The organism is Bacteroides finegoldii DSM 17565 (genome assembly GCF_000156195.1).
GTDB classification, from domain to species: domain Bacteria; phylum Bacteroidota; class Bacteroidia; order Bacteroidales; family Bacteroidaceae; genus Bacteroides; species Bacteroides finegoldii.
Window position 1 is genome coordinate 132,480 of sequence record NZ_GG688327.1, and the last position, 19,361, is coordinate 151,840.

At 41.2% G+C, this 19,361-nt stretch carries 15 protein-coding genes, 2 tRNA genes and 1 pseudogene; 7 read left to right on the plus strand and 11 right to left on the minus strand.

The features are described from left to right. Nucleotides 1-6 precede the first annotated feature (6 nt). Entirely contained in the window at nt 7-339 is a 333-nt protein-coding gene (locus BACFIN_RS20905) for a transposase (protein WP_449374803.1), read from the plus strand. Between the two features lie 127 nt (nt 340-466). Here BACFIN_RS20905 and BACFIN_RS06045 read toward each other — a convergent pair. The 9 genes from BACFIN_RS06045 to rho form a co-directional block, all read right to left on the minus strand. Next, nucleotides 467-540: transfer RNA gene (locus tag BACFIN_RS06045), tRNA-His, on the minus strand. A gap of 65 nt (nt 541-605) precedes the next feature. Then, complete coding sequence (locus BACFIN_RS06040; protein WP_032839784.1) at nt 606-1,760, minus strand: CapA family protein; 1,155 nt, start codon at nt 1,758-1,760, stop codon at nt 606-608. After that, entirely contained in the window at nt 1,757-2,638 is an 882-nt protein-coding gene (folD, locus tag BACFIN_RS06035; RefSeq protein WP_007755761.1) for a bifunctional methylenetetrahydrofolate dehydrogenase/methenyltetrahydrofolate cyclohydrolase FolD, read from the minus strand. Before folD ends, BACFIN_RS06040 begins: the two co-directional genes overlap by 4 nt. A 24-nt stretch (nt 2,639-2,662) precedes the next feature. After that, on the minus strand, nt 2,663-3,985 hold the full coding sequence (gene ffh / locus BACFIN_RS06030) for a signal recognition particle protein (protein ID WP_007755762.1): 1,323 nt from the start codon (nt 3,983-3,985) through the stop codon (nt 2,663-2,665). Between the two features lie 57 nt (nt 3,986-4,042). Next, a complete protein-coding gene (locus BACFIN_RS06025) occupies nt 4,043-5,365 on the minus strand; it encodes an MATE family efflux transporter (RefSeq protein WP_007755763.1) in 1,323 nt (440 codons plus the stop codon). Nucleotides 5,366-5,404: 39 nt separating this feature from the next. Further along, nucleotides 5,405-7,303, minus strand: coding sequence for a sensor histidine kinase (locus BACFIN_RS0220085; RefSeq protein WP_007755769.1), 1,899 nt, complete (start codon nt 7,301-7,303; stop codon nt 5,405-5,407). Beyond that, nucleotides 7,287-7,880, minus strand: a complete 594-nt coding sequence (locus BACFIN_RS21285) for a hypothetical protein (protein ID WP_007755774.1) — start codon at nt 7,878-7,880, stop codon at nt 7,287-7,289. The genes BACFIN_RS0220085 and BACFIN_RS21285 overlap by 17 nt, the downstream gene beginning before the upstream one ends. An 84-nt stretch (nt 7,881-7,964) precedes the next feature. Then, nucleotides 7,965-9,437, minus strand: coding sequence for a sulfatase family protein (locus BACFIN_RS06020; protein WP_007755776.1), 1,473 nt, complete (start codon nt 9,435-9,437; stop codon nt 7,965-7,967). Between the two features lie 257 nt (nt 9,438-9,694). After that, nucleotides 9,695-11,890 (minus strand): transcription termination factor Rho, encoded by a 2,196-nt coding sequence (gene rho / locus BACFIN_RS06015; protein WP_007755778.1) that lies wholly within the window; start codon nt 11,888-11,890, stop codon nt 9,695-9,697. A gap of 236 nt (nt 11,891-12,126) precedes the next feature. Between rho and BACFIN_RS20915 the strand changes: the two are divergent. Continuing rightward, nucleotides 12,127-12,964, plus strand: a pseudogene (locus BACFIN_RS20915) (4Fe-4S binding protein). Here the strand turns inward: BACFIN_RS20915 and tilS are convergent. Next, a complete protein-coding gene (tilS, locus tag BACFIN_RS06010; protein ID WP_007755781.1) occupies nt 12,949-14,229 on the minus strand; it encodes a tRNA lysidine(34) synthetase TilS in 1,281 nt (426 codons plus the stop codon). The pseudogene BACFIN_RS20915 and the gene tilS sit on opposite strands and share 16 nt — an antisense overlap. Nucleotides 14,230-14,392: 163 nt before the next feature. Here tilS and feoB point away from each other — a divergent pair, with 163 nt between their 5' ends. From feoB to BACFIN_RS06000, 3 genes are all read left to right on the plus strand, one after another. Next, entirely contained in the window at nt 14,393-16,879 is a 2,487-nt protein-coding gene (feoB, locus tag BACFIN_RS06005) for a ferrous iron transport protein B (RefSeq protein ID WP_007755785.1), read from the plus strand. Next, nucleotides 16,876-17,091 (plus strand): hypothetical protein, encoded by a 216-nt coding sequence (locus BACFIN_RS21905; protein ID WP_007755788.1) that lies wholly within the window; start codon nt 16,876-16,878, stop codon nt 17,089-17,091. Before feoB ends, BACFIN_RS21905 begins: the two co-directional genes overlap by 4 nt. A 51-nt stretch (nt 17,092-17,142) precedes the next feature. After that, nucleotides 17,143-17,217 (plus strand) — tRNA-Cys (locus BACFIN_RS06000). Nucleotides 17,218-17,263: 46 nt separating this feature from the next. Here the strand turns inward: BACFIN_RS06000 and BACFIN_RS05995 are convergent. Then, a complete protein-coding gene (locus BACFIN_RS05995; protein ID WP_022275488.1) occupies nt 17,264-17,746 on the minus strand; it encodes a GNAT family N-acetyltransferase in 483 nt (160 codons plus the stop codon). A gap of 186 nt (nt 17,747-17,932) precedes the next feature. Between BACFIN_RS05995 and BACFIN_RS05990 the strand changes: the two genes are divergently transcribed. After that, nucleotides 17,933-18,820 (plus strand): DMT family transporter, encoded by an 888-nt coding sequence (locus BACFIN_RS05990; protein WP_007755795.1) that lies wholly within the window; start codon nt 17,933-17,935, stop codon nt 18,818-18,820. Nucleotides 18,821-18,874: 54 nt separating this feature from the next. Beyond that, nucleotides 18,875-19,216: an ISAon1 family transposase N-terminal region protein gene (locus BACFIN_RS05985; protein WP_005844522.1), complete on the plus strand. Its 342-nt coding sequence runs from the start codon at nt 18,875-18,877 to the stop codon at nt 19,214-19,216. Nucleotides 19,217-19,361: the final 145 nt, after the last annotated feature.

Here is a 19,361-nt window from a genome sequence, read left to right on the forward strand (position 1 = left end):
TAGGAAATTCTTTTCAAGGAATATCCCGATATAAAGAAAGGATATTATCTGTCTATGCGGTTAGGCTTAATCTATCATCAGTGTAAGTTTAAGGATATTGCTTTGACAAGGCTGGCAAGGTGGTATGATGAAGTAGATAAATCGGGGTTCCTCACCTTTGGAAGGGTCGCACGTTCTATACAAACACATTATCTGGATATAATCAATTTCTTTGAAAGGAGGGCAACCAATGCCGCAGCAGAGTCATTCAATGCTAAAATCAAAGCATTTAGAGCACAGTTCAGAGGAGTAAGAGATAGAGCTTTTTTCTTATATAGACTTGCTAAATTATATGCTTAAATATAGAATCCCTCAGATTGTTACGTTGACCCCTAAATTTCTACTGAGCCTGATTTCAGTCTCTAAATACCTACTACCATCAATAAAAAAGCCCTCATAAGTATTTAACTTATAAGGACTTATCTTGGGTGGCAGATGGGACTCGAACCCACGACATTCAGAACCACAATCTGACGCTCTAACCAACTGAACTACAGCCACCATATCTGCGTTTCTCTAACGCGGTGCAAAGATAGATATTATCTTTTAATCTCCAAAAGATTCTACTACTTTTTTTTGTAAAAAGTATATTCTTTTATTCCTCGATTGTACTTGCTGAAGAGGGATCGCGTATCATTTACGAAGATCTTCAGAGAGTTACGGGCATTTACCGGAATGGAGTCTGTCGGTAAGTTGACAGGGAGTAATTGGTGATTTTTCTTTCCTGATTGTGTAGGTCGGGCAGTCCATACTAAACTATACTCACATTTGTTGAGACGGGTTATGCTGTCTTTTACCAACTCCATCTTTACCATAAGTCCTCCATCTGTGTGACGTGCAGACATATTGGAAATATAATTTCCCAATGAATAAACTACAAGATTTTTATCATTTGTCACACTGTCTTCACGAACTTCAATTGGCTGAACAACGTGAGGGTGGGAACCGATCACATGGTTTACTCCTTTTCGAATCAACCAGTCTGCAAGGAATTTCTGTTCCTTATCCGGTAACGACTGGTATTCGATTCCCCAGTGCATACAGGCGATAATAACATCGGGTTTCATTACTTTACTTGTTTCTATATCTTTGGCAATGATTGCGGTATCAATATAATTGATGATGTTAGGAGGAGTAACGTATATGCCGTTCGTACCATACGTATAGTTGAGTAGAGCAATGCGGAATCCGTTTTTTTCAAGAATGAGTGGATATTTCTTTTCACGTTCTTCGGGATTTATATATGTTCCGGCGTGAGGAATGGACAAGGAGTCGATTAAGCGGATCGTACGTTCCAATCCCGGTTTGCCACGGTCAAGACTATGATTGTTGGCTGTGACAAGGACATTAAATCCGGCATTGTGTATGGCGGTGAGAAACTCATCCGGTGCACTGAAAGCAGGATAACCTTTGTATGGTTTTCCTCCTAAGGTCACCTCAAGATTAGCTATGGCGAGGTCTGCTTTCCCTATTTCCTCTTTGACATACTCGAAGCAGGTAGTATAGTCATATCCTTTAGCGGTTCGTGCTGCATTAATCTGCCCCTGGTGTTGCATAAGGTCTCCCACAAAGAGAATACGGAGAGTATCGGCAGGTATGCAACTTTTGCTAGCCGAGAGTGTGTCAAGCGAGTTGTTATTAATAGAATCTCTCCTTGTCTGCGACCGTGAAGTGCAAGACAAGGAGAGAAATATGATTACCAAGAACAATGTGTATCTCATTGATAGATGGCTTTCTTACCGGCTAAAAGTGTATTTTTCATTAACGATACAATCGTCATCGGTCCGACACCACCTGGTACCGGAGTGATGTAGGAGCATTTGGGTGCCACTTCGTCGAACTTAACATCACCTGTCAGTTTGAATCCGGATTTTTTAGTGGAATCCGGTACGCGGGTGGTACCTACGTCGATTACTACCGCGCCTTCTTTCACCATTCCGGCTTTTACGAAATTAGGTTGTCCCAAAGCAGCGATAATGATATCGGCTTCTTGGCATTCTTTTACCAGATCTTTGCTGCGGCTGTGGCATACGGTAACAGTCGCATCTCCCGGATATGCTTTCTGCATCATTAATGCAGCCATTGGTTTGCCTACGATATTACTACGTCCGAGAACTACGCACTTTTTACCCGAAGTTTCTATCTGATAGCGTTTCAGTAATTCAAGAATACCATTAGGAGTAGCAGATACATAGCAAGGAAGTCCGATAGACATACGACCTACATTGATCGGATGAAAACCGTCCACGTCCTTACGGTAGTCGATTGTTTCGATTACCTTCTGTTCGGAGATATGTTTCGGCAACGGAAGCTGAACGATAAAACCGTCTACATCATTGTCTTCATTCAGCTCACGCACTTTGGCCAGCAGTTCTTCTTCAGTCACATCACTCTCATAACGAATAAGAGAAGATTTGAATCCACAAATTTCGCAGGCTTTTACTTTGGCGGCTACGTATGTTTCACTGCCACCGTCGTGCCCTACGAGGATAGCTGCCAAGTGCGGGCGTTTACCACCGCGTGCAACAATTTCAGCTACCTCAGCGGCAATTTCTTGTTTCACTTGTTCGGAAATTGCTTTCCCATCTATCAGTGTCATATTTTCAAGGTATTTATTGGTGGATTATCTTTTCATCTTCGGCATCATTTTGCCCATTTTGCTGCTGGTAACCATCTTCATCATCTTGCGAGTCTGGTCAAACTGTTTCAGCAGGCGATTGACTTCCTGAATGGTCGTTCCGCTACCTTTGGCGATACGTGTACGACGTGAACCGTTCAATATTTCCGGGTTGGAACGCTCTGCCGGAGTCATGGAGTAAATGATAGCTTCGATACTTTTGAACGCATTATCGTCAATATCGATATCTTTGATTGCTTTTCCTACTCCTGGAATCATGGAGGCAAGATCTTTCAAGTTACCCATTTTCTTGATTTGGGCAATCTGGCTGAGGAAGTCATTGAAGTCAAATTGATTCTTTGCAATCTTCTTCTGCAAGCGTTTAGCTTCTTCTTCGTCATATTGTTCTTGCGCACGTTCTACCAGTGATACGATATCACCCATACCGAGAATACGGTCGGCCATACGGGCTGGGTGGAACTGATCTATTGCGTCCAACTTTTCGCCTGTACCGACGAATTTGATAGGTTTATTGACTACCGAACGGATGGAAAGAGCTGCACCGCCACGTGTGTCACCATCGAGTTTGGTCAGTACTACACCGTTAAAGTCCAGACGATCGTTAAATTCTTTGGCTGTATTTACTGCATCCTGACCGGTCATGGAGTCTACCACGAACAAAATTTCGTTCGGGTTGATTGCTTCTTTGATGGCTGCAATCTCGTTCATCATTTGTTCGTCTACTGCCAGACGTCCGGCGGTATCGACAATGACGAGATCGTATCCTTTAGCTTTAGCTTCCTGAATAGCGTGCTGTGCGATTTCTACCGGATTTTTGCTGTCCAGTTCGCAGTACATCGGTACTTCTATTTGTTCTGCCAATACGCGTAACTGTTCGATAGCTGCCGGACGATATACGTCACAAGCTACCAGCAACGGTTTGCGATTCTTTTTACTTTTCAGCATTCGTGCCAATTTGCCGGAAAAAGTAGTCTTACCCGAACCTTGCAGACCTGACATCAGGATTACTGCCGGGCGAGAATCGATATTAATCTCGGCTGTCTCTCCTCCCATTAACTGAGTAAGTTCGTCGTGCACAATCTTCACCATCAACTGGCTCGGTTTCACTGCCGTAAGCACGTTCTGACCAAGCGCTTTCTCTTTCACCGTATCAGTGAAATTCTTAGCCACTTTGTAGTTTACGTCGGCATCAAGAAGAGCCTTGCGTACGTCTTTCAGCGTCTCCGCTACGTTGATTTCGGTGATTTTGCCTTCACCTTTCAGAATCTTGAATGACCGTTCTAGTCTTTCACTTAAATTATCGAACATAGTTGTTTAATTACTAATTAATATTTGAGCCTGCAAATGTACAAAAATCTCTCGTATTTATATCTTTTTATTCTGCCATTTTGCTTTTTTGAGGTAAATATAACTTGTTATCAGCAGTAAGGTATAGTACAGTATCTCAATTGTAAAGCAGATTTCAATCGGTGCTTTCAGCCACATTCCAATGAAGATGATATATGAGCCGTAGATGATTATTGTGATCGTTTCGAGCAACAAAGCCGCTTGTGTGTTTCCTGTTCCTGAGATACCATTGAACACGACATTGGCTACCGATGCAATCAGCATGGCGCAACAGATGACATATACTGAAGGTACGGATTCTGTAATGAGTGCGTTTTCACTGGTGTAAATGGAAAGCAGGAACTGTGGGAACAATGCTGATAGTGCAACCAGCCCTAGCATAATGAAAAATGAGAACCGGGCGATTTTGTTGATGAGCGGCATTACGTATCGGATACCTCCTGCACCGATAGCATTGCTCACAAGGCTATTGGTCGTGGTTGCCAGCGCATTGACTGGGATTAGCAATACTACATAAATACTCCGGACGATGTTGGCGATAGCCAGTTCCCGCTGTCCCAATCGTTCAACGGCTACGAAAAATACGAACCAAGTGGCCATCGACAGGAAGTATTGTAGCATTGTGAAACAGGAAATACTCAGAATCCGTATCAATAACGCCGGATCGAATGTGCGTAATCGATTCAGACCGTATTTTTTCAAGTCGACTGTGATATATGTGTAGATGAGGAAGAAGAGAATAGAGGAGGCTTCTGCCAGTACGGATGCAATAGCAGCTCCTTTAATTCCCATTTCGGGCATACCAAACTTTCCGAAGATCAGCATATAATCTAATATCACATTGGTCAGTGCCATGACAACAGCATTGATTGTTAATACTTTGGTGCGCGTGATACCGATATATAACGCCCGGAACATAACGTTGACGAATGAGAAGAAGAAACCATAGATACGCCAGTCCAGAAATTCCATTGTCCCTTCGTAAATGGACTCGGAAGAAATGAGCAAGTGCATGATGTCTCCTCCGAATGCTTTGGTGAAGCCGAACAGCAACAATGCCATAGCAAACAAGAATATGACTCCCTGAATCATAACCGGACCTACATCTGTATAACGTCCCTCGCCATTACGCCGGGCAATAACTATTTGTGAACCGGTACTGAATCCGAATGCAATGGTGAATACACATATATAGAACAATCCTCCCATTGCGGAAGCTCCGAGTGCTACTTCACTTACGTGTCCGAGGAATGCCGTATCAGTGACATTGATAACATTTTGTGCCAGCAAGCTTAGCAGTATCGGGTAACTGACACTCCAAATTTGTTTGTTGGTATACATAATTAAGCGTTTAAGTTTACATTTTGCAAAGATAACGCTTTATTCCGATTCGGAACCAATAGGGTAGATGAAAACTATTTCCGGATTTTCAGGAGTTTTCTGATTTATGAAGTAGTTTCCACCGAAATGCTGTAATAATAACAGGTTGATATCATGCCGTATGATGGTCTCTTGCGATACAAACGAAGGGTCTGCCAAAGGTGAATTGTTGATTTGGAAATGTAATACGTCTCCTTCCCGACTTAATATGAAGCGGATATTCCTTTCTTGTCGATGCTCTTGCGGATAAACCAATGCACTGAGTAAAGCCAGTGTCAGTCGTCTTGTATCGGTATGGATGATTATTGGACTATCTATCTCGGTAGAGAAATCGACATTAATACCTGTTTGCTCATTTTGTACACGTGCCATATAACACACCTCTTTACATAGTTCGATGACATCATAATCTTGTACTTGAAATTTCATCATTTGAGCTTCCAGTCGGGATAAATCGAGAACGTCATTGACGAGTTTCATTAATTTCTCCGAACTTTGATGTATGATATTAGTGTATTCCTGTCTTGTCTCCTTGTCTATATTCGGTTCGCAGGCAATGAGTTGTGAAAAACCGACCACATTGTTGAGCGGAGTACGGATATTATAACTCATTTTTGACAAAAAGCGATTTTTCATTTCGTTGGTTTGTCGTACAGCTTCCATAGCTTTCCGGATTTCGTATTCCGAATGTTTTAAAGCTTTGCGTATCATGAAGAGCCTTGCCATGAAAATAAACAGCAAAATCAGAATAACGAATATAAAAACTAGATATAGGAGCTGAGTCCTGTTATTTCGTTTCTCCTGTTCTAATTCATTCTTTTCTATATTGTATCTCTTTTTTATCTGTTTCATCTGGGTGTTTGAAAGTACTGTTGTGACAGAATCTTTTAGGGACAACGCCTGTTCGTAGAATAGGATAGCTTTCTCATTTTGCCCTACCTGTTTCCATATTCTTGCTTTTTCAAGTAACTGTTCGGCATAGTCGTTGGGAAAATTCTTTTTCAGCATTGTCAATGTTGTATCGATATAATTCAAGGCTTGCTGATACTTTCCTATAGCTCGGTTGTATTGAGCGAGTGTATCGAAATAGAGTATTCTGTATGTGAAATATGTATTCTTATTTAAGTATTCCTTAGATTTTATCAGATGGGGATATGTTTGTTCGGGAGCGTTGATATTCAGATAATAATAACTGTAAAAAAGTTCATTGAAAAGGTATGCATCGGTAAATCCCTCTTTCAAAGAAGGGTTCTCGGCAATATGTTTGTGAAGTATATTTTCTTGTTCTTGTATATATTTGAGTAGTCTTTGATTATCTTTCTTTTCTTTAGTGACTGATATTAACTGTGACAGTACTGAAATTCGGTCTACGGGATGGTCTTTTGCAGTAAGCATTCGGTAAGCCTCCTCCAAAGCCTTAATAACAATACACGAGATCGTGAGCCAACTCCAATAGAGAATTATTTTTTGCCTGTTTAGGTTGTCCAGTTCATTTTTATCAATTTGGTAAAGAGCATGAAGCGTATTGATTTGCCGGATATAATTCGTTGCATCCAACGAGTCTTTGAGTGTGTTAAGGGATTCGTAGGCTTGGCATGCCTCTTCATTCTTTCCCATCAATGCCAGTAACTGAGCTCGTTCTTGTAGTATGAGAAGAGATTTGTATGAACCGGCTGTTTGAGTGTGTGATAAAATAGTATCGAATATATTTAATGCTTTAGTGTATTCTTTTGATTCGGTATAGTAACAAGCATACAGATATTCGATCATCAAAAAGAAATAGGAATGTTGGCATTGTCGGTTTATAGACTCGGCTTGTTGCAAATAATTAAGGGCTTCAGGTAGGTGATGCGTCTGAATATTATAGAATGCCTGACAATAATTAAGATAAAAAAACATCTCCTAGATTCTTGTCTTTGTTTGAAAGAGATTCCAATTGCCGGATATCTGCTTCTATATTTGCCATTTGCCAGAATTTAAGCTTTGTCAGAATAATACAAGTTAAAATCGTCTTGGCATATTGGTCTGCATCAGGTACTTTGGAGATGATCTCTAATGCTTCTTTATAAGATTCTATTGCCGCTAAAGGCGTTGATGAATTTAAGTAAGTATTTCCGATTGCTTGCAGCGAAAGTGCTGTTCCTAGCGGGTAACTCATCTCTTTCGCTTTTTGATACATCGAGTTCGCTTTGTCTATGGCCAAACTGAAATGACCTTCTGTAATTAATGCCCGGACAGTCAGTAGCTTTAGTTGGAATAAAAGTGAATAATGTTGTTGTTCTTCTAATTCGGGTTCCAGTAATTTCTCCCATACAGTGATACTGTCGGTAGAAATCTCGGTACTGAATGGTGTATTGTATTTGATTAACGGTTTTAGCAGAGACAGGCGTGCCTGGTTGGTGTGCGCCGCATATAGAGTAACAGATATAAGCATGGCTACAGCTACTGCTATAATATGATGTTTGTGCTTATTCACTTAATAATTAGCTGCTTGCCCGTTAGTTCATCTGCAAAAGAAGTAAAAAGAGCGAAGATTACAAAACAATCCTCGCTCTTTTTATTATTTTATTTTATTTTTGAGAATTTCGCGTGCTCCGAGACCTTCGTGATTGGGATAACCTGGAGCATGTTTTCTGCAACGTGGGTCAGCGTCCACTTTCAGAGTACGGTAATCATCTTTGCTATGTTTGATATAGTCATTGAGCATTGCACGGTGTTCTGTAAGAATTTTGACATATTTAGGATCTTTAGCGAGATTTTGACGTTCTCCCGGATCTTTCTTCATGTCGTAAAGTTCTTCTCCGTTACCTTCCAAATAGTGGGTGTATTTGTATCTTGGTCCACGTACCATGCGTCCGGGAGTAGTGATATATTCATATTCGCTGTGCCATTCGGATACTACATACGGATGAGTTTTCATCTGCTTTTTTCCCTTTAATGTCGGGGCAAGGCTGATTCCAGCTTTTTCGGCTGGGACGGGAATTCCTGCTAAATCACAAAGGGTAGGCAAGAGGTCGAGTGTCGGTTGTGTGAGAAGATGGTCTACGGGCTTCTTCTGGTGTTTGATACCGGGTCCTGCAAAGATAAACGGAACATTTGTCATTTCATCGTAGAAACTGATGTGTTTAGTTACCATACGGTGGGAGGCCATTCCGTCACCGTGATCGGCTAAGATGACTATAATAGTATTCTTACCGGCAGGTGTGGAATAGAGTGCTTTTAAAACGCTGTCTACTTGCTTGGATACCATTTTTGTATAATGTTGGAAAGCGGCAATGTAATGACGGTAGTTTTCTTCACTCCAATGTGAGGCTTGTGTCATTCGTCGATGGCTGCAACAAATATATTGTACTGGAGTAGGTATGTTGTTCCAATCTTCTACGTCGAAATTGGCAGGTAGTTCGGGGAGAGTACCACTAATAGGACGATCGGTGTGTACTCCTTCGTTTGCTCCTACAAATCCGCATATGTTGTGTGGATTTTGGAAATCGGCAATGCAAATAAAGGGCTTTTGGGGAGGATTACTTAAATAGGCTACTGCATCTTCACAAGTTCCTACATCCAGGAAGCTATCGTTGTTGACTGGAAATTCCGGATCGGTAAATGGCTTGGCTACCGGTTCTTTATGTTTAAAACCTCTTAGTGAACCCATGTCGTGAGTCTTTCCAAAGTGTACTGCATCATAACCGTTTTCGGAGAAAAGGCTTCCTAATGTCGGTATGTTTTCTGGTATGCGTGTGTTGATAGGTTCACTGGAATTGGAGCGTACATTTGTTTCGTGAGGCATCATACCACTCCATAACGCTGCACGTGAAGGTTGGCTGAGGGGACAGCCCACATAGGCATTGGAGAAGATCACTCCTCTGGAAGCAACTTCGTCCATAGGGAGGGTGCAACCTTGTGTTTGTCCGTAAGCTCCTACGACACGTTGTGTTAAATGGTCGCATTGGATAATCAGGAAATTGGGCTTTTCTTGCGCCTGAGTTGTTACGCTACATAAGGCTAATCCCATGAATGGATAAATCGTTTTCATTTCTGGTTAGAATTAAGTAATAATTGATTTGGAAGCAAAAGTAGCAAAAAAGAGAATGCAGAAAAGACTAGGGGAGTTGTTTTGGACGTCAGTGATAGTAATTTGTACAAAAATGGAATAGTGCCGAGGAGGAGAGAAGTAGAATAGGCTGTAATTAAAATGCAGATTAACACAAGACTGGAACAGATAATAAGAATTAATCTGCGGCAATCTGTGTTAATCTGCATTCTTAAGAATTATATTTGTTGATTTCCTTTTTAGCTGTTCATACTCATAAGGAATTCATCGTTATCTCTGGTTTTTTCCAAACGGTCTTTTACAAAATCCATAGCTTCAATCGGATTCATATCTGCAAGGTATTTACGTAATATCCACATACGGTCAAGAGTTGTTTTGTCAAGTAACAAGTCGTCGCGACGAGTGCTGGATGCAGTGATGTTGACAGCTGGGAAGATACGTTTGTTAGACAGGTTGCGGTCAAGCTGCAATTCCATGTTACCTGTACCTTTAAATTCTTCGAAGATAACTTCATCCATCTTAGAACCGGTGTCAATCAGGGCGGTAGCAATGATAGTCAGTGAACCACCGTTTTCGATGTTACGTGCAGCTCCGAAGAAACGTTTCGGTTTGTGAAGTGCATTTGCATCAACACCACCGGAAAGTACTTTACCTGATGCAGGAGAGACAGTATTGTATGCACGTGCCAGGCGGGTGATAGAGTCTAAGAAGATTACTACGTCATGACCGCATTCTACCAAACGTTTTGCTTTTTCCAATACGATACCCGCGATTTTCACGTGACGTTCTGCCGGCTCGTCGAAAGTGGAAGCGATAACTTCCGCGTTTACGCTGCGTGCCATGTCGGTCACCTCCTCTGGACGTTCGTCAATAAGCAACATAATCATGTATACTTCGGGATGATTGGCTGCGATTGCGTTGGCGATGTCTTTCATTAAGATAGTCTTACCTGTCTTAGGCTGAGCAACGATCAGTGCACGTTGACCTTTACCGATCGGAGCGAAAAGATCTACTACACGGGCAGACATAGAATCAGAATAACCGCCTTTGCAGAGTTTGAACTTTTCATCCGGAAAGAGAGGGGTTAAGTGTTCAAAAGGAACACGGTCGCGAACGAAAGCAGCGTCACGTCCGTTGATTTTCGAGACTTTTACTAGCGGAAAATATTTTTCTCCTTCCTTAGGCGGACGAATCACTCCTTCTACTACGTCGCCTGTTTTCAAGCCAAACAATTTGATTTGAGATTGCGATACATAGATGTCATCCGGAGAGGAAAGATAATTGTAATCGGACGAACGGAGGAAACCGTATCCGTCCTGCATAATTTCCAAAACTCCTACTCCGTTTAGGATGTCATCAAATTCGTAAGGTTTCTCACGCTCAATCACTTTACGCTCTTGCGGTTGCTGTGCCGGAAGGTTTTCGCTCGCATTGTTTTGCTGCGTAGCGCGTGGCATTGGCAAGCGTTGTTGGTGCTGATTCTGATTTTGGCCTTGATTTTGGTTGTTGTTACGCTGGAAATTATTATTAGCGTTATTGTTTGCATTATTGTTGTCGCGTGGACGGACAATGCGTGGACGTTGTTGTTGAGATTGAGACTGTTGCTGCTGAGGTGGGGCTACTTGTTCGGGAGCTGATTGCACAGGCTCTGTCTTTGTTGCTTCAAATTTACCGAAGAGTTCTGTCGGAAGTTCAATCTTTTCAGACGGCAGATCTTCAATTGGAATGAAATCATCATCGTCAGCACCGGTCAGGATATTACTTTCTTCGTCAATAACCGGTTCAGCTTTCTTTTGCGGTTTGGCAACCACCTTTTTTTCTACAGTTTTTTCTGCAGCGGGTTTATCTTTTTCCACAGTGGGTTTGCTAGGCTTTTCTTTCTTCTCGGCAGATGGTTGCTGTGCCGGAGCTGTTTTTTCCGTTGTTTCGGGTGTTTTCTCCGCAACTACAGGCTTCGCTTCGACACTATTGGAAGCTACTTGCTTCGTTTCTTCAACTTCTTTTTTATCAGTTGTATCTGAATTTTTGCGCGGACGGCCTACTTTACGTTTAGGAGTAACAGCGTTTTCTGCTTTGGTTTCAACGGCGGGAGTTTCTTTTTCTTTGTTTGTTGTTTCTTCTTTGGGAGTTTGCTGTGCTTTTGCAGTAGCAGCTTCTTTTGTTTTTGTAACTTCTCCGGTCTTTGTTGCGGAAACCACTTTGTCCTCTTTTTTGGCCGGAGTTACACGTGAGCGCTTTTTCTTTTCTTCTTTGCGTTCTTCCTTGAGTTTGTCTGCGGCTACTTTCTTGGTGGCTCCTACAATAGCTTGTTCATCGAGTATTTTGTAAACAAGGTCTTCTTTCTTGTATGAGTCTGTTTTTTTTATGCCTAGTTCTTTGGCAATAATTTGAAGTTCCGACAGATCTTTGTCGTTTAATTGGATAATGTTATACATATAGTATGGTAAGTTATTAATATTTCTTTTTTGCTGAATTATGGACAGTATTGCTATAGCTCATGGCCATAGATATGTGAGCATATATGTTTGTTCTTTATTATGAATTAGGGATGTATATGTTGAATCGTAGAATGTTTCAACGGGGCAAAGATAATAATTTTTTTTGGATTCATATACAATCAACCGTTTTTTTCCACGTAAAAGTGTATCTTTGCTAGATAAAAGAAAATAGTATGACAGTAAATGAAGCTTATTTAATTTATTTTTCGCCCACCCATACTTCTAAACAAATAGCGGAAGCGATTGTTCAAGGGGCAGGTATAAAAAATATTTTTCCTATAAATGTAACTCAGCAAGCAGCGGAGGAAGTTGTGATTCCTACATCTGCATTAGCCATTGTGGTAGTTCCTGTATATGGAGGGCATGTCGCTCCTTTGGCGATGGAACGTTTACGGAACATTCGTGGTTTGGATGCTCCTACGGTGTTGGTGGCGGTCTATGGAAATCGGGCTTATGAAAAGGCTTTGATGGAGTTGGACGCTTTTGCCACACCTCATGGAATGAAGGTGATTGCCGGGGCTACTTTTATAGGGGAGCATTCGTATAGTACTGACAAGCATCCGATCTCAGCCGGACGTCCTGATAATTTTGATTTGGCTTTTGCTGCGGATTTTGGAAAAAAAAATAATGGAAAAGGTGCAGGCTGCCGAGAATATGGATAAACTTTATCCGGTAGATGTGCGCGCCATCACACGTCCGAGTCAGCCTTTTTTCCCTTTGTTCCGTTTTTTGAGAAAAGTTATTAAGTTGCGCAAAAGCGGTATGCCTCTTCCCCGTACTCCGTGGGTAGAAAATGAGAGTATGTGTACTCATTGTGGATTGTGCGTGACGCGTTGTCCGGTAGGAGCTATAACGAAAGGAGATGAATTGCATACGGATGAGACTAAATGTATCAAATGTTGTGCCTGTGTGAAAGCCTGTACTAAGAAAGCGCGAATCTATGATACTCCTTTTGCAGCTTTGCTGTCTGACTGTTTCAAAAAACAGAAACTTCCTCAGACCATTCTATAGATAATCACCCGTTTAGTTGTTTCGTCAATACGAAAGCGGTTATCTGTTCGTTCACCTATCAACCATGCGATGCGTTCTCCGCAGCAGAGTACCCATTGACGTTCCTTTTGGCTGATAGAGAACTTGCGGTCGGTCAGATAATCGCTTATTTTTTTCTTTCCTTTCATTCCGAAGGGCACAAAGGTGTCACCGGTCTGCCATTTCCGGCAACAGATTTCTTCATTCAGTTTGTCTGCATCGAAACAGGCTGTTTGTTTCTCTTGTGGAATCTGAAAGTCGGAAGTATATTCTTGTTCTTCTCTGATCAGCTGAAAAGGAGGAGTCGCTTTGCTTACAGATTGAACGGCTTCCAATAACAAGAATTCTCTATCTTTTATTATTCTCCATTCTTTACAGCAAAATTGCTTTCCCGGTTGACTGTGGAGCGAACTGGCGATGTCTTTTATTTGTGTAGAGTTGAAGCCTAATGGATGCAACACCTCAAAAAGGATGGCTTCGGGGGCTGGCTCTTTTAGCAGAGAACTGATCCGTATACCTTCTTCTGTAATGATTTTTGTCTTAGTTTCTTCTATATATTTATTATATAGAGTGGCTACATCATTTAAATAATTGCTGGTTTCTATCAAGTTGTTTTTGACGGACGGATTGATTGTCTGCATGAGTGGAAGAAGGTTGAGGCGTATTTTATTGCGGGTGTATTCATCTTCCAGATTCGTGCTGTCGGTTACGTATTCCTGTTGGATACTTTGAAGGTAGTGAATGATTTCTTCCCTATTAATACAAAGTAAAGGGCGTACGACTACTCCGTTACGGGGACGGATTCCTAATAAACCGGTGATTCCTGTTCCTCTGATGAGGTTCAGCAATATTGTTTCTACGCTGTCATCTTGATGATGGGCGACAGCGATGACATCCGCCTGGCAATCCTTTCTCGTTTTTTCAAACCAATTATAACGTAGTTCACGGGCGCCCATTTCGATGGAAATATGTTTTTCGGTTGCGTATCGGGTAGTATCAAAATCAATGGTATGCAGGTTTATTTTATATTTTTCGCATAATTGGCGGACGAACTGCTCGTCTCGATTTGATTCTTCACCACGCAGGTGGAAATTACAATGCGCAGCTTCACAACGGTAACCTGCTGTATGCAGGATGCATAACAATGCAACTGAGTCGGCACCACCGCTCAATGCCACCAGAATTTTATTTTCGGAAGAGAATAAACCTTCTTTTTCTATATATTGTGTAACCCGATGTTGTATCATATTTTGCAAAGATAATGGTTTATTGAAGTATCTCAAGTGAATGTCGCTTGTTTTTAATGGCAGATGGATATTTTGTGGATGAAATATCTGTTATTTAAAAACAATCTAAATAATTTGCGTGCTCCAAAGTTATGAATTATCTTTGCCGAAAATTTTGAAAGTTATGCGTTTGTCCGAATTAAAAACAGGCGAGAAAGGTGTCATCGTTAAAGTATTGGGGCACGGTGGTTTTCGTAAACGTATCGTGGAGATGGGCTTCATCAAGGGAAAAACGGTTGAAGTGCTGTTGAATGCTCCACTAAGAGATCCCATTAAATATAAAGTTCTAGGTTATGAAATTTCTCTTCGTCGTCAGGAAGCCGAAATGATTGAGGTAGTCAGTGAAGAAGAGGCTAAGAAATTGGCTGAAGAGACTATTTACCACGAGGGACTGCCTGAGGATATTTCTGTAAAAGAAGAAGACATGAAACGGCTAGCGCTGGGTAAACGCCGTACCATTAATGTCGCTTTGGTCGGCAATCCAAACAGTGGCAAGACTTCTTTATTTAATTTAGCTTCCGGTGCTCACGAGCATGTGGGAAATTATAGTGGTGTGACCGTGGACGCTAAAGAAGGGTATTTCGATTTCGAAGGTTATCATTTCCGGATCGTTGATTTACCGGGAACATACTCTTTGTCTGCTTATACACCCGAAGAAATTTATGTTCGTCGCCATATTATCGACGAAACTCCGGATGTCATTATTAATGTGGTGGACTCTTCCAATTTGGAACGGAATTTATATCTGACTACTCAATTGATTGATATGAATGTCCGCATGGTCGTGGCTTTGAATATTTATGATGAATTGGAGAACAGTGGAAATACATTGGACTATCGTTTATTGAGTAAATTGTTCGGAGTGCCTATGGTGCCTACTGTCAGTAAAAAAAATCGTGGATTGGATACCTTGTTTCATGTCGTTATAAATCTTTATGAGGGAGTCGACTTCTTTGATAAACACGGAAATATGAATCCGGAAGTTCTCAAAGATTTGACTGAATGGCATGATTCTTTGGAAGACCGGAAACACCATGAAGAGGAACATCTCGAAGATTATGTGCGGGAACATCGGAAGACCGGACGTGTCTTTCGCCATATTCATATTAATCATGGTCCCGATTTGGAGAGGGCTATTGAGGCTGTGAAAGAGGAAGTATCAAAGAATGAATACATTCGTCATAAATATTCTACTCGTTTTCTTTCTATTAAGTTATTGGAGAATGATCCGGATATAGAACGTTTTGTACGTACTTTGCCGAATGCTGAAAGCATTGTCGGTATTCGTGATAAGATGGTGAAACGCATACAGAGCACGATGAATGAAGATTGTGAGTCTGCCATAACAGATGCGAAATACGGTTTCATCAGTGGTGCATTGAAAGAAACGTTTACTGATAATCATTTAGAACAGGCGCAGACGACCAAAGTGTTGGATGCTATCGTTACTCACCGTATTTGGGGGTATCCTATTTTCTTCCTGTTTATGTATTTGATGTTTGAAGGGACATTTGTACTCGGCGAATATCCTATGATGGGGATTGAATGGCTGGTTGAGCAGATTGGTGATTTGATTCGTAATAATATGTCTGAAGGGCCATTGAAAGATATGCTGGTTGACGGTATCGTTGGCGGAGTAGGAGGTGTGATTGTTTTTCTGCCGAACATCTTGATTCTGTATTTCTGTATATCGTTGATGGAGGACTCCGGATATATGGCACGTGCTGCATTTATAATGGATAAGATCATGCATAAAATGGGGCTGCATGGCAAATCGTTTATTCCGCTCATTATGGGGTTCGGATGTAACGTGCCCGCTATTATGGCTTCCCGTACGATAGAGAATCGAAAAAGTCGGCTTATTACTATGTTGGTTAATCCGTTGATGTCTTGTAGTGCTCGTCTGCCTATCTATTTATTATTGGTAGGAGCATTTTTTCCGAACAATGCGAGTCTGGTCTTGTTGAGTATTTATGCAATAGGTATATTTTTGGCGGTCTTGTTAGCGAGACTGTTTAGTAAGTTTTTGGTGAAAGGGGACGATACTCCGTTTGTGATGGAGCTTCCTCCGTACCGGATGCCGACAGCAAAATCTATCTTTCGTCATACATGGGAGAAAGGGGCGCAATATTTGAAAAAGATGGGGGGAATTATTATGATTGCTTCTATTATCATTTGGTTTCTGGGATACTATCCGAATCATGATGCGTATAAGACGGTAGCCGAACAGCAGGAAAATTCATATATAGGTCAGCTTGGGCATGCGATAGAACCGGTGATTAAGCCTATGGGGTTTGATTGGAAACTGGGTATCGGTCTGATTTCGGGGGTAGGAGCGAAAGAGTTGGTGGTAAGTACTTTGGGGGTTTTATATGTGGATGATCCGGAGGCTGATGAGGTTAGTTTGGCTGAACGGATTCCGATAACACCGTTGGTTGCATTCTGCTATATGCTGTTTGTTTTGATTTACTTTCCATGTATTGCGGCATTGGCAGCTATCAAACAGGAATCCGGAAGTTGGAAATGGGCGCTTTTTGCAGCTTGCTATACTACGGTATTGGCATGGATTGTGTCATTTACTGTTTATCAGATTGGAGGGTTGTTTGTATGAATAATTGGCAAGAATGGGTAGTGGGGGTACTGGTTGTACTCTGTATTGTCCGATTGGTATATGGTATTTATACTTTTTTTCGTCGTACGCGAGATAGTGGAAATCCTTGTGACAGTTGTGTAAGTGGCTGTGAACTAAAGGATATGATGGAAAAGAAAAGAAAGGAGTGCGGTGTAAAGAAAAAAAGTACAAAGAAAAATTGCTGTGGATAGTTGGTAGTTTCAAAATTTGTACTACCTTTGCAACCGCAAACGAGAAAAGACGGTTCCTTGGATGAGTGGCTTAGTCAGCGGTCTGCAAAACCGTGTACGGCGGTTCGAATCCGCCAGGAACCTCCAAATTGGGGAAGGATTAGAAAGTGATTTCTAGTCCTTCTTTGTTTTTTTAAGTATTCAAGGTCTTTTGCATCCAAAAATTAGTCAGACTTAATTTATTAGCCTGTCGTTTCTGCTCCTTTTCCACAGTATACCCTTGTCTTTTGAAGAATGGGCGGGCAGTTAAACTCACTTCTGATGTAATTCGTTCCATTCCCTGTTCAATAGCATATCGTTCTATTTCTTTCAAAAGTATAGTCGCAATGCCTTTACCTTGAAAGTCTTTGTGAACGAACATTGAATGTAGATATCCTTGCGAAGTGATAGAAGAGAAACCTACGATTTGTAATTGCTGGTCGACGGCAACAATAAAGTAATGGGTTTCTATCATTTTCTCTATTTTAGAAAGATCATTTCCGCATGAAGCCCAGTCTTCAACTTCTTCCTGTGAATAATCACGTCTGTTTATTATAAGTACGGTATTTTTGTACAAATCTCTTAGCTCAACACTGTCGGATTGTCGGGCTGTTCTGATCGTAAAGTTCGTTTGCATATTGCATCTTAAGTTCATTTTTCCTATATTAGTCGTCGCAAATATAGGAAAATAAACAATACTGTCTATCATGCCATCAAGAAGAAAATAAAGTCAATCTTTCCATTTTATCTTTGCACTTAAAGAAATATCAGTCTATCTTTGTAGTTGTAAATAAACGATTAAAACAGAATAGTTAAAAACCTCATGAATCGCATAAAAGGTATACTCTATGCGGCAGTATCTTCCTCCACTTTTGGGCTAGCTCCGTTCTTTTCCGTCACTTTGTTAATGATTGGATTTTCAGCTTTTGAAGTACTTTCCTATCGTTGGGGGGTAGCGTCAATTGTGCTGACTGTGTTAGGCTTATTTTCCGGGTGTAACTTCCGCTTATCCGTAAAAGACTTCAAAGTTGTCTTTGGCTTAAGCCTATTGCGGGCGATCACTTCATTCAGTCTGATTATTGCCTATCAGAATATAGCCAGTGGTGTGGCTTCCACCATTCATTTTATGTATCCGTTGGTGGTTGCTCTTGCAATGATGTTTTTCTTTCGGGAGAAGAAGTCGCTTTGGGTGCTATTTGCTGTTTTGATATCTTTGTTAGGTGCGGCTCTGCTTTCGTTAGGAGAGTTGGCCGCAAATAATGGTAATGCGATGGTTGGCTTAGTGGCAGCTTGTGTTTCTGTATTCTCATATGCGGGGTATATAATCGGAGTGCGGACCACACGAGCTGTGAGAATTAATTCTACTGTATTGACTTGCTATGTCATGGGGCTGGGAACTCTTTTTTATCTGATAGGTGCTTTTACCACTTCCGGTTTTCGTTTGGTAACAGACGGATATATATGGCTGATTATTCTAGGACTTGCATTACCGGCTACGGCTATTTCCAATATCACTTTAGTACAGGCAATAAAGTATGCAGGGCCTACTTTGACATCTATTTTGGGTGCTATGGAACCGTTGACAGCCGTCGTGATCGGTGTTTTTGTATTTGAGGAGTTTTTCACTGTCAACAGTGCTATCGGGATTATCCTGATTTTGATAGCTGTTAGCTTGGTTATATTCCGAAAGCCAAAAAACGGGTCAATGTAAAAACCTGAGGGGTAAATTTATAAATTGTTATCTTTGTCTCCAAATTCATAGCTTATGGAGTTAAACGGTTATCGCCTTCTTCTTCCTGAAGGCACTTTAGACTACTTTGATCTTGTTGATGTGAAGGAAAGTGTAAATGAAGTTGTGTTCTACCTTGAGGAGAAAAATATCGTTCCTGAGAAGTATACAGATCAGGATACTGAGAGTAAAGGCTTTTATGACCCTGTTATTGTTCAGGATTTTCCTCTCCGTGGCAAGAAGGTCTTCCTTAATATTCGTCGTCGTCGCTGGCTCTTAAAGAAGCATAATGAGTATATTTCTCGTAACTGGCGTATGGTGGCTGAAGGTACTCGTATGACGCAAGATTTTGCGTCTTTTTTAAAAGAACTATATTGATAGCTATCCGATCAGTTGCAAGCTCTTAGGTGTTTTATATGGAGTTGACGGGGATTTATTGGAGCGTCAATACCGTAACCATCTAAGTGGTTATCTCCATTGGGACCAACTTGTTCATGCAGAGGATTGGCTACTATTCGAAAAG

Excerpts from the sequence above, each read along its gene's own strand:
- BACFIN_RS21905 (WP_007755788.1), top strand. The coding sequence starts at position 16,876 with ATGAATAATTGGCAAGAATGGGTAGTGGGGGTACTGGTTGTACTCTGT.
- BACFIN_RS06040 (WP_032839784.1), bottom strand. The coding sequence starts at position 1,760 with ATGAGATACACATTGTTCTTGGTAATCATATTTCTCTCCTTGTCTTGC.
- BACFIN_RS0220085 (WP_007755769.1), bottom strand. The coding sequence starts at position 7,303 with ATGTTTTTTTATCTTAATTATTGTCAGGCATTCTATAATATTCAGACG.
- BACFIN_RS05985 (WP_005844522.1), top strand. The coding sequence starts at position 18,875 with ATGGAGTTAAACGGTTATCGCCTTCTTCTTCCTGAAGGCACTTTAGAC.
- BACFIN_RS06025 (WP_007755763.1), bottom strand. The coding sequence starts at position 5,365 with ATGTATACCAACAAACAAATTTGGAGTGTCAGTTACCCGATACTGCTA.
- ffh (WP_007755762.1), bottom strand. The coding sequence starts at position 3,985 with ATGTTCGATAATTTAAGTGAAAGACTAGAACGGTCATTCAAGATTCTG.
- rho (WP_007755778.1), bottom strand. The coding sequence starts at position 11,890 with ATGTATAACATTATCCAATTAAACGACAAAGATCTGTCGGAACTTCAA.
- BACFIN_RS05995 (WP_022275488.1), bottom strand. The coding sequence starts at position 17,746 with ATGCAAACGAACTTTACGATCAGAACAGCCCGACAATCCGACAGTGTT.
- tilS (WP_007755781.1), bottom strand. The coding sequence starts at position 14,229 with ATGATACAACATCGGGTTACACAATATATAGAAAAAGAAGGTTTATTC.
- BACFIN_RS05990 (WP_007755795.1), top strand. The coding sequence starts at position 17,933 with ATGAATCGCATAAAAGGTATACTCTATGCGGCAGTATCTTCCTCCACT.
- feoB (WP_007755785.1), top strand. The coding sequence starts at position 14,393 with ATGCGTTTGTCCGAATTAAAAACAGGCGAGAAAGGTGTCATCGTTAAA.
- folD (WP_007755761.1), bottom strand. The coding sequence starts at position 2,638 with ATGACACTGATAGATGGGAAAGCAATTTCCGAACAAGTGAAACAAGAA.
- BACFIN_RS06020 (WP_007755776.1), bottom strand. The coding sequence starts at position 9,437 with ATGAAAACGATTTATCCATTCATGGGATTAGCCTTATGTAGCGTAACA.